The 13556-nt window shown below is 70.6% G+C and carries 11 protein-coding genes; 5 read left to right on the top strand and 6 right to left on the bottom strand.

What is annotated here, in order from left to right; all coding sequences use genetic code 11:
- Positions 1 to 8: 8 nt before the first annotated feature.
- Positions 9 to 863, top strand: a complete 855-nt coding sequence (locus CHC09_RS37710) for an SMP-30/gluconolactonase/LRE family protein (protein ID WP_089298066.1) — start codon at positions 9 to 11, stop codon at positions 861 to 863.
- Positions 864 to 865: 2 nt separating this feature from the next.
- On the opposite strand, the gene CHC09_RS37705 is transcribed toward CHC09_RS37710, so the two are convergent.
- From CHC09_RS37705 to CHC09_RS37695, 3 genes are all read right to left on the bottom strand, one after another.
- The gene (locus CHC09_RS37705) at positions 866 to 2866 is read right to left on the bottom strand and encodes an ABC transporter permease (protein WP_089298065.1); all 2001 of its coding nucleotides are present in this window, start codon (positions 2864 to 2866) and stop codon (positions 866 to 868) included.
- Positions 2863 to 4290, bottom strand: coding sequence for an extracellular solute-binding protein (locus CHC09_RS37700; RefSeq protein WP_089298064.1), 1428 nt, complete (start codon positions 4288 to 4290; stop codon positions 2863 to 2865). Before CHC09_RS37700 ends, CHC09_RS37705 begins: the two co-directional genes overlap by 4 nt.
- Positions 4291 to 4403: 113 nt before the next feature.
- Positions 4404 to 5174, bottom strand: coding sequence for an IclR family transcriptional regulator (locus CHC09_RS37695; RefSeq protein WP_089298063.1), 771 nt, complete (start codon positions 5172 to 5174; stop codon positions 4404 to 4406).
- Between the two features lie 46 nt (positions 5175 to 5220).
- On the opposite strand from CHC09_RS37695, the gene CHC09_RS37690 reads away from it, so the two are divergent.
- The 4 genes from CHC09_RS37690 (at position 5221) to CHC09_RS37675 (ending at position 8364) form a co-directional block, all read left to right on the top strand.
- A complete protein-coding gene (locus tag CHC09_RS37690) occupies positions 5221 to 6087 on the top strand; it encodes a fumarylacetoacetate hydrolase family protein (protein ID WP_089298062.1) in 867 nt (288 codons plus the stop codon).
- Positions 6080 to 6784, top strand: coding sequence for a ThuA domain-containing protein (locus tag CHC09_RS37685; RefSeq protein ID WP_089298061.1), 705 nt, complete (start codon positions 6080 to 6082; stop codon positions 6782 to 6784). The genes CHC09_RS37690 and CHC09_RS37685 overlap by 8 nt, the downstream gene beginning before the upstream one ends.
- Complete coding sequence (locus CHC09_RS37680) at positions 6754 to 7857, top strand: Gfo/Idh/MocA family protein (protein ID WP_089298060.1); 1104 nt, start codon at positions 6754 to 6756, stop codon at positions 7855 to 7857. Before CHC09_RS37685 ends, CHC09_RS37680 begins: the two co-directional genes overlap by 31 nt.
- A 111-nt stretch (positions 7858 to 7968) precedes the next feature.
- A complete protein-coding gene (locus tag CHC09_RS37675) occupies positions 7969 to 8364 on the top strand; it encodes a RidA family protein (RefSeq protein ID WP_089298059.1) in 396 nt (131 codons plus the stop codon).
- Here CHC09_RS37675 and CHC09_RS37670 read toward each other — a convergent pair.
- From CHC09_RS37670 to CHC09_RS37660, 3 genes are read right to left on the bottom strand one after another with little or no spacing between them, the layout of a single operon-like run.
- Positions 8333 to 10159 carry a BTAD domain-containing putative transcriptional regulator gene (locus CHC09_RS37670; protein ID WP_239138795.1) on the bottom strand — a complete coding sequence of 609 codons (1827 nt, stop codon included), beginning with the start codon at positions 10157 to 10159 and terminating at the stop codon, positions 8333 to 8335. The genes CHC09_RS37675 and CHC09_RS37670 overlap by 32 nt on opposite strands.
- Positions 10160 to 10209: 50 nt before the next feature.
- Complete coding sequence (locus CHC09_RS37665) at positions 10210 to 11784, bottom strand: amino acid adenylation domain-containing protein (RefSeq protein WP_089298057.1); 1575 nt, start codon at positions 11782 to 11784, stop codon at positions 10210 to 10212.
- Entirely contained in the window at positions 11781 to 13127 is a 1347-nt protein-coding gene (locus tag CHC09_RS37660; protein ID WP_089298056.1) for an MFS transporter, read from the bottom strand. Before CHC09_RS37660 ends, CHC09_RS37665 begins: the two co-directional genes overlap by 4 nt.
- Positions 13128 to 13556 lie beyond the last annotated feature (429 nt).

Below are 13556 nucleotides of genomic sequence, written 5' to 3'. Positions count from 1 at the left end.
GAGATGCGATGACTACACGACACACCGCCCGCCCGGCCACCGGCACCGGCTACTTCCTCGGCGAGGGGCCGGTCTGGGACGCCGCCCGGCAGCGCCTGCTGTGGGTCGACATCATGGCGGGCGACGTGCACGAGGGCCGGCTCGGTGACCGTGTCGAACCTACCCGTACCTGGTCCTTCGAGCAGAGCGTGGGCGCCGTCGCGGTCGCGGAGAACGGCGACCTGCTGGTGGCCGAGCGGGAGACGCTCACCCGGGTGCATGCCGGCGGCGGGCGTACGCACCTGGCACGGGTGCTGCCGCCGGGATCGCCGAGCCGGCTGAACGACGGCGCGGTCGACCCGTCCGGCCGGTTCCTGGTCGGCAGTCTCGGCGGTGACCGGGAGGTGCTGGTCCGCTTCGAGAACGGCGGCTGCACGATCGTCGACGACGACCTGACCCTCTCCAACGGGCTGGCCTGGAGCCCGTCCGGTGACCGGTTCTACAGCGTGGACACGCTCACCAGGACCATCCATGTGCGGGACTACCCGGCGGGCGCCCGGTCCGTGCTGTTCACCGTCGACGACGGATACCCGGACGGCATGTGTGTGGACGCCGACGGCAACCTGTGGCTGGCCGTCTGGGGCGGGGGCCGCGTCGAGTGCCGGTCGCCCGCCGGTGAGCTGCTCGCGGTGGTCGAGGTCGACGCCCCGCACACCTCCAGCGTCGCGTTCGCCGGGCCGGGACTGGACGTTCTGGTGATCACCACGGCCACCCAGCACCTCTCCCTCACCGACGTGGCGGCCCATCCGTTGTCGGGCCGGCTGTTCAGCGCCAGCGTCGGTGTCACGGGACTGCGTACGCCGTACTGGAATCCCGGTCTCTGATCTCATCCTTTCACCGCGCCCGCGGTGAGCCCCTCGGTGAGGAAGCGCTGCCCGAACGCGTACATGACCACGACGGGAATGCTGACCAGCAGTGACGCGGCGGCGAGCTGTCCCTGCGGCACGACGTCACCGGCGATCATCGACTGCATCCCGACGGGCAGCGTCTTGTACTCGTCCTTGGTGATGAACACGAAGGCGAAGAGGAACTCGTTCCAGGCGTTGGTCAGGGTGAACAGCGCGACCGCCAGCAGGCCCGGTCTGGCCAGCGGCAGCACCACCCGGCGGAACGCCTGGATCCGGGTGCTTCCGTCGACCAGGGCCGCCTCCTCCAGGTCGACCGGGATCGACGCGAAGTAGCCGGTCAGCAGCCAGGTGGCGAACGGCAGCGTGAACGTCGGGTAGGTCAGCACCAGCGACCACAGCGAGTCGGTGAGCCGGGCCTCGATGAGCAACTGGTAGAGCGGGATGAACAGCAGCGCACCGGGCATCACGTAGGTGAGCAGCACCGTGACGGTGAAGCCCTGCGCCCCGCGGAACCGCAGCCGGGCCAGCGCGTACCCGGCCAGGGCGGCGCAGAGCAGGGCCACCGTGGTGGACGCCGCCGACACCATCAGGGTGTTGAGGTACCAGCGGCCGAACGGCTGGCTGGTGAACAGGGCGCCGAACTGGTCCAGGGTCCACGGCGTCGGCCACAGGTCGTTGTCGCGCATGACGACCTGGCTCTCCGATTTGAACGCGGTGACCGCGATCCAGTACATCGGGCCGAGCACGAAGGCGAGCAGGCCGGCCAGCGCGACCCCGGTGCCGGCCCGGGACACCGCCGCGGACGCCCGGCGCCCGCCCCGGTGGTCCAGCGCCGAGAGCACCCGGCCGATCCCGGCCACGATCAGCAGGAGGATCCCGAGGACCACCGCCACTTTCCAGAAGATCTCCGGCGAGGCCAGGAACAGCAGGGCGGTGACCCCGGCGGTGACGACCCAGCCGAATGCTGTACGGGTCGGCCCGGTCCACCGTGGACGCCGGTTGCCGGAGTCCTGCCGCAGCAGCCGGACCAGGACGAACACCAGGCCGGCGATGATCGGCAGCATGACCAGGGTGACGGCCGCGCCCGCGCCGTACTGCAGCTGCAGGATCGCCTTGGTGTAGGCGACCAGCACGTACGGGGCGGTCACGTCACCCGGGCCGCCCTGGGTCAGCAGCCAGACGAGGTCGAAGTTGTTGAACGTCCAGATCGACGACAGGGTCACCGTCACGGTGATCACGTGGCGCAGTCCGGGCAGCGTGACGTGCCGGAACCGCTGCCAGGGCGTCGCGCCGTCGATGGTGGCGGCCTCGTAGTGCTCGGCGGGGATGGCCTTCAGCCCGGCGAGGAAGCAGACGGTGAAGAACGGCACCCCCTTCCACACGTTGACCAGGATCACCGACGGCATGGCCAGCGCCGGGTCGGACAACCAGCCGGCCGGCCAGCTGTCGACCAGGTGCAGGCTCGCCAGCAGCGGGACGATGCCGGAGCCGGTGAGCAGGGCGTTGACGCTGCCGAAGATCGGGTCGAGCAGGGACCGCCAGCTGAACGCGGTGACCACCGTCGGGACCACCCACGGCACCAGCAGCAGTCCGGTCAGCAGGGCGCGCCCGCGGCGCAGCCGGTGCAGGAGCAGGGCCGCGGCCAGGCCCAGCATCACCTTGAACACCTCGGCGTACGCGGTGAAGACGAACGAGTTCACCACGCCGGTACGGAACTGCTGGTCACCGGCGAGCGAGCGGTAGTTGTCCAGGCCGACGAACACGCTGTCGGCCCCGTGCCGTTCGGTGGTGCTGGTGATGAACGACTGGACGATCGGCACCAGCACGAGCGCGCCGACGAGCACGGCGGTGGGGGCCAGGAACAGGGCCGCGAGCCGCCAGTCGCGGCCCAGCCGCCGCTGGGTTCCAGTGAGGGAACCGGGCCCCGGTGGCGACGTCGCCTTCACCGCCGGGGCCGGAGCCGTGCGGAGCGACCTCACTGCGGCAGCCCCTGCTGGGAGAAGATCTGCACCATCTTGGCGTGGGCGTCCTTGACCGCCTGCGCGGGCGCCGCACCCTGCACGACCTGCTGCATCATGTCGGTGAGGACGTAGGCCGCGACGACGGCCTGCTGTCCGGCGCTGGCCTTCTGCGGGAAGGACAGGCCGTTCTTGGTCTTCAGCGGCAGCGGCTGCTGGGACATGGTGCGCAGCATCGGGAACGCCGGGTCGCCGCTGCCGAAGAACGGGTCGGCGTCCCAGACCTTCTCCCAGGCGGGCATCGCCAGGCCGGGCGCCTGGACGGCCACCCCGACCAGGGCGGGCGCGGTGATCAGGTATTGCGCCAGGAGGCGGGCGAGAGCGCCGTTCCTGGCTCCCTTGAACACCACGAAACCCTGGGACTGGCCGAGCAGCAGCGACTTGTCGGTGGCCGGGCCGATGCAGTCGGAGAAGACGTGCGTGTTGCCGTACACCGGATTCTTCTTGGTCTTGGAGTCGGCGTAGACGCTGAAGCTGTTGCGGGTGTAGCCCAGCACGCCGGCGAGCCAGTTCTCGTTGTTGCTGGTGTCGGTCCAGCTGTCCACGCCGGGTGGCAGCATCGGCTTGTATTTGGGGTTGGTGTAGATGTCGCCGAGGAAGGTGACCGCCTGCACCGTCTCCGGGGAGTCGAAGGTGACCTTGCGGCCGTCGTTGGAGGCGATCGCCCCGCCGTAGGAGTTGATCAGCGCTTCGATCGTGCCGTTGCCGTCCCCGGAGCGGTTGACGGTCATGCCCCAGCCGAAGCGCCGTTTGCCCGGGTCGGAGATCTCCAGGCAGACGTCGCGTACCTCCTCCCAGCTGTAGACGTCCTTGGGCGTGATCCCCTTCTCCTGCATCCAGTCCTTGCGCAGGAAGGATCCGATGCCGATGAAGTGGTACGGGATCGCGTACCACTTGCCGTCGAAGACGCAGAAGTTCTTGGCCTCGGCGCAGGGCTCGCCGTACTTCGCGGTCAGAGCCGTGACGACGTCCGTCACGTCCTCCAGGTCACCCAGCGCCTGGAACTGTGCGACGAACCGCGAGTCGGTCATGAACGCCAGGTCGCGGGCCACGCCGCCCTTGACCTCGGCGTCGATCTTGGCGACCACGTCGCCCGCGTCGGCCTGGACCAGGCTGTTCTCGATCTTCGTCCCGGTGCTCTCGGCGAATTTCCTGATCGAGGCGTCCAGCGCCTCGTTGGCCGCCGTCGAGTACAGCTTCTGCGACAGCATGCCCATGGTGGAGCCCTTCAGCGCCGCGGCGGCGTCGAGCAGCTCCTTCGGCACCTCCGCCTGGGCCTTGGGCGGTGACTCGGAGCCGTCGCCGCACGCGGCCAGGCCGGCCGCGCCGAGCACTCCCACGCCCATCCCCAGAAAGCCGCGCCGGGACCACATCGCGTTCTCCATGGCCGCTCACCCCTTTGTTCGAGATTTCGAACGTGGTTCGATATACCGTGCCAGGTGGACGCGACGCTAAGACAGACCCAAGAGGGGTGTCAATGTTTCGGGGCGATTGCCGATTACCGCGATGTGGCGCGGTACCCCATGCGGGCGGAGAGCGTGGCCGCGCCGTCGCGCACCAACTCGGTCCACTTCTCCGGCGACTGCGGGGTCCAGCGGATGATCGGAGCCGACACGCTCATCGCGGCGATGACCGCGCCGGAGTGGTTCCGGACCGCCGCGGCGACACAGCGCATGGCGGTGTCGGACTCACCGACGTCCGCCGCGACACCCTCGGCGCGGACCTGCTCGAGATGCGCCCGCAGCCGGTCCGGGTCGGTGATGCTGGCCGGTGTCATGCCCGCCAGGGGACTCTTCGCCAGGACGGTCTCCAGCCCCGGCCGGTCGAGTCCGGCCAGCAGGATCTTGCCGACCGCCGTGCAGTGTGCGGGCAGCCGGCCCCCGACCGCGGAGACCATCCGGACCGGGTGCGTGCTGTCCACTTTGACGAGATAGATGACGTCGGCGCCGTCCAGCACGGCCACATGGACCGCCTCGTCACAGGCGGCCGCCACGTCCCGCGCGACGCCCTGCGCCTCGCGGACCAGATCGAGCCGCCCGGCGAACGCCGAACCGAGCTGGAACAACGGCATGCCGAGCCGGTACCGCACCGGCTGGCCCGGGACGGCGATCAGGTACGCCCGCTCCACCAGCGTGACCAGCAGCTCGTGGACGGTGGTCCGGGGCAGGTCGAGCCGCTCGGTCACCTCGCGGGCCGACAGCTCCGGCCGGTCCAGGAACAGTTCGAGGATGTCGAGCGCGCGGATGACCGCCGGTACCACACGGGCCACGTCGATAAGTCCTTTCGATCTCGACAACAGGTTAACGGAGGGTCACATGCCGATCTCCCTTCACCACCTGCGCGCCGGCGCCGGGTCACGCTGGACAGTGTGCCAGGACGGCGAATGGGCCGAGCTCGGCGGCACTCTCGCCGACCTGCTCGCCGGGTCGCTCGACCGGGCCCGGGCCACGGTCGAGGCCGCCGCCCGGACCGCCCGCGGCGACCGGCCCGGACCCGCCCTGCCACCGATCGACCGGCAGGAGGTGTGGGCGGCCGGGGTCACCTACCTGCGCAGCCGCGACGGGCGCCGGGAGGAGTCCGGGCACGGCTCGCTCTACGACCACGTCTACGACAGCGACCGCCCGGAGATCTTCTTCAAGGCCAGCCCCTGGCGCGTCGTCGGCGACCGCGACCTGGTCGGGATCCGCGCCGACTCCGGCTGGGACGTGCCCGAGGCCGAGGTCGGCCTGGTGCTCAACGCGGCCGGTGACGTGTTCGGCTACACCCTCGGCAACGACATGAGCAGCCGGTCGATCGAGGGCGAGAACCCGCTCTACCTGCCCCAGGCCAAGATCTACGATCGGTCCTGCGCGATCGGGCCGGCGATCGTGCCGAGCTGGGCGGCCGGTCCCGGCCCGTTCGACATCGGACTGCGGGTGCTGCGTGACGGCCGTGAGGCGTACGCCGCGACGACCTCCACCTCGGCGATGGCCCGCAGCTTCGCCGACCTCGCCGGCTGGCTGTTCCGGGCGCTGAGCTTCCCGGCCGGCGTGGTGCTGCTGACCGGCACCGGCGTGGTGCCCGGCGCCGATTTCACGGCCCGCCCCGGCGATACGATCGAGATCCGGTGCCCGGAACTCGGAATGTTGACCAACGGGGTTGTCGCGGTGGGGCGCGGTTCGATAGGCGTTGGTGATGGCTAACGCTCTGGTTGTCCGCGGCGGCTGGGACGGTCACCGTCCGGTCGAGGCCACGGATCTCTTCCTGCCGTTCCTGGCCCGCAACGGTTTCGACGTCCGCGTCTCCGATTCGACGGCGGTCTACGGCGACCCGGCGGTCATGACCGAGACCGATCTGATCGTGCAATGCGTGACCATGTCGTCCATCGGGCGCGACGAGGTGGCCGGGCTCCGGGAGGCGGTGGCGGCCGGCACCGGGTTCACCGGCTGGCACGGCGGCATCGCCGACTCGTTCCGTTCCTCGTCGGACTACCTGCAACTGGTCGGTGCCCAGTTCGCCACCCACCCCGGCAAGGAGCCGGCCTGCCGTGTCCAGGACGAGACCGACAACTTCCTGACCCACACCATCGAGATCACCCCGCTCGGCCGTGAGCACCCGATCACCGCCGGCCTGACCGATTTCACCCTTACCACCGAGCAGTACTGGGTGCTGCACGACGACCTCATCGACGTGCTGGCCACCACCACCCATCCGGTCCGGACCTGGCACCCGTGGCACCGGCCGATCACCTCACCCGCCGTCTGGACCCGGCAGTGGGGCGCCGGCCGGATCGCCGTCAGTACCCCCGGTCACAGTCTCGACGTTCTCGCGAACCCGTCCGTGCGTACCGTCATCGAAAGGGGCATGTTGTGGGCGAGCCGCACCGCATCGGCATCGTAGGCACCGGGTGGATCTCCGGCGCCTACCTGGAGACGCTGCGCGACCATCCCGCGGTGACCATCGGGGCGGTCGCCGACCTCGACGCCGCCCGCGCGGCGTCGGTCGCCGCCGGCATCCCCGGCTGCCGCGCCCTGCCGCCCGACGACCTGCTGCGGGACGACTCGATCGCGACGATCCTCAACCTCACCGTCCCGGCCGCGCACGCCGAGGTCGGCCTGGCGGCGATCAGGAACGGCCGGCGGGTGTACGGCGAGAAGCCGCTCACCTCCGACATGACCACCGCCCGCACTCTGATCGACCAGGCCGGGGAACGCGGCGTCGAGATCGGGTGCGCCCCCGACACGGTGCTCGGCACCGGCGTGCAGACCGCCCGCGCCGCCATCGACAGCGGGATCATCGGCCGCCCGCTGTCGGCCGTCGCGGTGATGGCGACACCGGGCCACGAACGCTGGCACCACCATCCCGACTTCTACTACCTGCCCGGGGGCGGACCGCTGCTCGACATGGGCCCCTACTACCTGACCGCCCTGGTCCACCTGCTCGGACCGGTCACCGCCGTCACCGGCGCCGCCTCCCGGCAGCGCACCTGGCGCGTCGTCGGCACCGGCCCGCGGGCGGGGGAGCGGATCCCGGTCTCGGTCGACACCCACGTCACCGGTGTCCTGCACCACGCGAACGGCGCCCTCTCCACCGTCACGACCAGCTTCGACGCGGTCCGTACCACCGCCGCCCCGATCGAGGTCCACGGCGAGACCGGCACCATCGAGGTCCCCGACCCCAACCGGTTCGACGGCGACGTCCGTCTCTTCGCCCTCGGCGCCACCGACTGGCAGACCCTGGAACCCTCCGCCGGGTACGCCGGCGCGGGCCGCGGCATCGGTCTGCTCGACATGCTCACGTCTCCGGCGCCCCGGGCGAGTGGCGCCCTGGCCCTGCACGTGCTGGACGCCATGACGTCCCTGCTCCGCTCCGCCGCCGAGGGCCGCCGCATCGACCTGACCACCACTGCCGAACGCCCCGACCCGGTCCCGCTGATCTCGCCCACGACCTGGCGCCGAGCCCCGGCTCGATGACGGCCTGACGGCTGTCACGCCGCCGGACCGGCAGTACGTCGGATGGCGTTTTACGTCCGGATGATGCATTAAGGTGGCGATTCGATAAACGGTGCGCATGAAGGAGATCCCATGGTCACGACGCTCAGTGTGACTCCCATCGACCCTTCGAGCGTGCCGGAGGCCAGCGGCGGCTACCACAACGCGGTCTCGGTGGAGGGGGCTCAGCGACTGCTGTTTATCAGTGGACAGATCCCGCAGACTCCGGACGGAAGTGTTCCGGCCGACCCGGAGGACCAGTGCCGGTTGGTCTGGACGAACATCGAGGCGGTCCTCGCCGAGGCCGGCATGACAGTCCGCAATCTGATGAAGGTCACCACCTTTCTCGCCGACCGCAAGCACGCCGCGGTCAACACGAAGGTCCGCAACGAGGCGCTGGACGGCCACCGGCCGGCCCTGACGGTGATCGTCACCGGAATCTTCGACCCGTCCTGGATCATCGAGATCGAGGCGATCGCAGCGGCTTGACCACGCGCCGCGGGTCAGCGTGGTCGGCCGCGGCACCACGGTCGGAACTCGGGGACGCTTTGCGCGCCATGTCGCGGTCCAGCTCGCGCGCGTAGACGCGGACCAGTTCGAGGACGTGATACCGGCCGTCCGGCAGGGCCTCGGCGAGACCACAGTCGACCAGCCGCTCCGCGCACCTCTCCGCGGCGGCCGGCGATCGGTCCAGCAGGGCGGCCAGGTCGGCCACGGTGACCGGGGACCGGTTCAGCCAGGCGAGCTGGCGGAGCGCGCGTAACGCCTCGCCGTCGCCCCACCCGGTCAGTTGCCGGACCGCGTCGGCGAGACATTCACGGACCGACATCGACTCGCAGACCAGCGCGTCGAGCCGTACGGCCGGGTCGGCGAGCCGCGCGACATACGCCGCGATCGGCCAGTTCGGCCGGGAGGCCAGGCGGGCCGCCGCGACCCGCACCGCGAGGGGAAGCGCGTCGCACCGCTGGACCAGCGTCCACGCCGCCGCCGGATCGGCGTCCAACCGTTCCGTGCCGAGGTAGAAGCGGATCACCTCGAGCGCGTCCGCCGGCGCGAGGGCCCCGACGTGCACCCGCGTGACACGGTCCAGACCGGTGACGCCGGACCGGGCCGTGATGATCATTCCGATGCCCGGGGGGAGTGGCTCCAGCCGCTGCACCTCCGCGGGAGCGGCCACGTCGTCGAGGACGATCAGCATCCGTCGTCCGGCCAAGATCGTCGACAGGTCAGCCGGGGGATCCTCGCCCGGGGGCGGCGCCGATCCGAGCGCCTGGGTCACCGCCTGCGCCACCCGGGCGTAGCCCGGCGGCTCCTGCACGCCGCCCATCGGCACGAAGACGAGCCCGTCCGGATAGTCGGCGGCGAGCCGATGGGCGGCGTGGACGGCCAGCGCGGTCTTACCCGCCCCGGACAGGCCCTGCACCACGCCGATCCGGCCCCCTCGGACCGCGGTGACCAGCTGCTCCAGGTGTTCGTCCCGCCCGCGAAGGACCGCCGGGTCGGCGGGGAAGGACGGTTGCGGCCGCGGTGTCGCGGCGAGCCGGATTCCCGGCTCGGGCGCGCGTAGCGACGGGTCGTTGCGCAGGATGCGCTGCTCGAGGGTCTGCAGCAGCTGGCTCGGCTCGATGCCGAGTTCGTCGACCAGCAGCTTGCGCAGATCCCGGTAGGCGCCGAGGGCCACCGCCTGCTGACCGTCCTGGTACAGCGCGGTCATCAGGTGGGCGTGCAGCCGTTCCCGCAACGGATGCTGGCTCACCAGCACCTTGAGCTCCGGCAGGAGCATGGTGTGCCGGCCCAGCTGCAACTCCGCGCCGATCCGCGCCTCGAGCGCGGAGATCCGGGTCTCCTCCAGGCGCGCGATCTCCGCCATGATCATCGGCGTCGGCCGGACGTCGGCCAGCGGCAGGCCGCGCCAGAGCGCCAGCGCCTCGTCGAAACGCTCGATGCCGGACGCCGGCAGCCCGGCGGCGACGTCGGCGTGCGCCCGCCGGAGCAGCCGCTCGCACTCGCCGATGTCGATCGTCTCGCCCGAGACCACCAGACGGTAGCCCGGACTGCGGGTCGTGAGGATCCGGCCGCCGCGGTCGTCGAGGGCCCGGCGCAGCCGGTAGGCGTAACCCGCGACCAGGCCGCTCGCGGACACCGGGGGGTTGTCGTCCCAGAGCTCGCTCATGAGCTGTTCCAGGGACACCGCCTGATTGACTTTGAGCAGCAGCATGGCCAGCAACGCGCGTTGCTTGGCCGAGCCGATTCCCAGCCACTGCGTACCGTCGTGGAACTCCACCGGTCCCAGCAGGCGAAATCGGAGACGGGGTGGGGCCGGCATTCTGGTGCTCACCTCGCTGGCGTGTGTTGGACCGAGATCTCTTGCGGAGGGTGTATGCCGGCCGCCAGCCGCCCGCGGTCGATCTTTCCGTTTCCGTTGAGGGGAAAGTGCTGGACGCGGTGATAGCGCTCGGGTGCCATGTACGGCGGCAGGTGCCGGGCCACCGCGGCCGCCAGCACCGCCTCGTCCACCGCGTCACCGGTGTACACCGCGTGCAGGGCGATTCCCGCCGGGTCCGGCAGCGCCAGCACCACGACGTCCTCCACCGGGGAGTGCCGGCGCAGCACCGACTCGATCTCGCCGAGCTCGACCCGGTAGCCATGGATCTTCACCTGATCGTCGAGCCGCCCGAGGTGGACCAGCTCGCCGTCCTCGAGACGCACCCGGTCGCCGGTCCGGTACCAGGCGTGCCGGACCGGCTCGGTCTCGGTGGCCGGCCGCCCGTCGTAGGACACGAACCGCCGGGCGTTCTGGCCGCCGTCGAGATAGCCGTCGAAGCGCTGCGGCCCGCGGACACACAGTTCGCCGTCGTCGCCGGCGACGCCGTCCGGGCCCAGCAGGACCCCTTCCAGATGTGGGTAGATCCGGCCGATCGGGACGGTGTCGTTGCTGGTCCGCGGCCACCGGGCCGGATCGGCCGGCAGGCGGTAGCGGGTGCAGGTCACGGTGAGTTCGGTCGGCCCGTACAGGTTCTCCAGGATGCTGCCGGGCGCGGCCTCGGCCCAGGCCCGGGCCTGGGCCAGGGTGAGCTGTTCCCCGGCGAAGAGGCTGTACCGCAGCGTGGGCAGGCTGCCCGGGCGCAGCTGCCGGAGCCGCCGGGCGAGCGAGATGACCGAGGGCACCGAGAACCAGTGCGTGATCTCGTGGTCGCGGACGTAGCGGACCGGCGCGAGGGTGTCACCCGGTGCGGCCACCACCAGCAGGGCGCCGGAGAGCCAGGCGACGAACATGTCGAACACCGACGGGTCGAAGGTCAGCTCGAAGGTCTGTGACAGCCGGCTGCCCGGGCCGACCTGGTAGGTGTCGATGCAGGACGCCAGGTACGCGGTGAGGTTGCGGTGACGGATCGGCACGCCCTTGGGCGCGCCGGTCGATCCCGAGGTGAACAGTGTGTACGCGACGGCGTCCGGGGCGGCGGCGCAGGGCTCGTCCCAGCGCGGCGCCGGCTCCTCGTACCACCGGCGATCCGCGGTGTCCGGCAGGTGCAGCACCCGGTCCGCACCGACCGCCTGTATCGCCACCGCCGGATCGTCATCGGCGATGAGCAGGTCGGCGCCGGCGGCGGCGCAGATGCTCCGGATCCGTTCGGCCGGCAGCTGGGTGCCGAGCGGGACGACGGTCGCGGACAGTCGCAGGGCGGCCAGGTAACCGACGTACGCGGCGAGGCTGCGCGACGCGCACAGGCCGACCACCCGGGGCCGGGAGCCGTGCCGCTCGACGATCCGACCGGCCAGTCGTTCGACCTGCTCCAACAGCTGCGCGTAGGTGAGTTGATGTCCGGCCACGCGCAGCGCCGGTTCGCCGGCATTCCGCTCGGCCGAGGCGGCGAACGACGCGAACAGGGTGCCGTTCTCCACGCTCATCGAGACCCCGCCGAGTCCGCCGGCTCCGGCAGGTCGTCCTCGTCGTCGGCGGGCTGCTCGGCCGCGGGGGAGGCCGCGGCGGCGGTGACGGCGTCGACCTCGGCCATCTGCGCCGGGGTCAGCACTTTGAAGAAGGGGTAGATCAGCAGGGCGCACAGCACCGCGAACGTCCCGAAGGCCACCCGGTAGGAGAACGCCTGTGCCAGGACTCCGGCGAGCATCGCGGCGATCGGCGTCATGCCCCAGGCGACCAGGCGGCTGGCGGCGCTGTACCGGCCCAGCATGTCGGCCGGCACGAGGGACTGCGTGATGAAGCGGGAGTTGACCGTCCACATGGTGCCGCCGACGCCGGCGACGAACGCCGCGGCCCCGATCGGCCAGGCGCTGCTCGGCTGGGCGGGCAGCAGGGCCGGCGTGGCGACGAGCGCGAACGCGCCGATGATGTCGGTGAACATGGACCAGCGCCGTCCGATCCAGCGGTTGACCCGGCCGACGACGGTGGTACCGATGATGCCGCCCGCGCCGAGACAGGTGAGCATGAAGCCGTACTGCCGCTCGTCCAGCCCCAGCGGGCCGCCGACGGCGTAGACCGGGATCAGCGCCAGCCAGGCCGCCCAGCAACCGGCCATGATGGCGATGAGCAGCGCCATCGTCCGCAACAGCCGGTGACTCCAGAGGAAGCTGACACCCTCCCGGATGTCGGCGTTGACCGACCGGCGTGCGGTCTCCGGGGCGGCCACCTTGAAGTTTCCGATCAGCAACAGCAGCAGGGCCGCCCCGACGGCGTAGGCGATCCCGCTGACGCTCAGCGCCAGCACGAAGCCGATGGCCACCAGGAAGCCACCGATCGGTTGCCCGACGAACCCGTTGAAGAGGTACTCCAGGGCGGTGATGCGCGAGTTGGCGGTCTCCCATCGGTGCCGCGGCACGGCGGACGGCACGATGGACACTCCCGCGATGCCCGCGACCACGTCGGCCAGGCCGAGCACCAGCGCGGCCAGGTAGATGAGGGGCAGCGCGGGCCCGCCGGCCAGCAGGCTCACCAGCACGACGCCGATCGCGAGCAGCCGCGCGGTCTCGGCGCCCATCATCAGCGTCCGCCGGTCCATCCGGTCGACGACGACGCCGATGTGCAGAGCGGCCACCAGCCAGGGCAGGCTCATCAGAGCCGCCACCGCGGTGACCGTTATCGGCGATCGGCTGATCTGCGCGGCGAGTAGCGGGAGGGCAATTCTGGCGACCGCGTCGGCGCTGTTCGTGGTGCCGGTGAACACCACCAGAATCCATTCATTGCGCCGCGCACCGGGAGGATCCACTCCCACGGCCGGCCGAGATGTGATCATGAGCGCCCCTCGCGCGATGTCATAATTTTGACGCGACAAAGTCGCCGTCGATGTATTAATGGCTTTCCGGGATGATGCGGCACGAATTCCTTTGATGGTCGACCGGTGATCGACAGCGCGCCAAGAAGTGCCTCTCTGCTGCCTATGGGCTTCATGCACTCTCGCGTGTCACGCCGGCGCTCCGAATCATGCGGATGCGTGCATTCTCATTCAGTGATGGAACGGGTCGGGTCTGAGACCGCAATGTATCTCTGGCGCCCCCGCCGACACGTTGCGTCGCTGCGTTGCACCATAGAGCACGGTAGCTAGGAGTGTCTATCTACACACCGATAGATTCGTCGATCGATCGTTGTCGCGGTCGTCGAGGGAAAGCCGGGCCGCTAACTGACCTTATTTCGGACATATCTGGCGCTCGCGGCAGCCCGCCCG

The sequence above is a fragment of the Actinoplanes regularis genome (assembly GCF_900188005.1).
GTDB classification, from domain to species: Bacteria; Actinomycetota; Actinomycetes; order Mycobacteriales; family Micromonosporaceae; genus Actinoplanes; species Actinoplanes regularis.
Note: the sequence above shows the minus strand (reverse complement) of the source record. Positions and strands in the feature narration are given on the sequence as shown.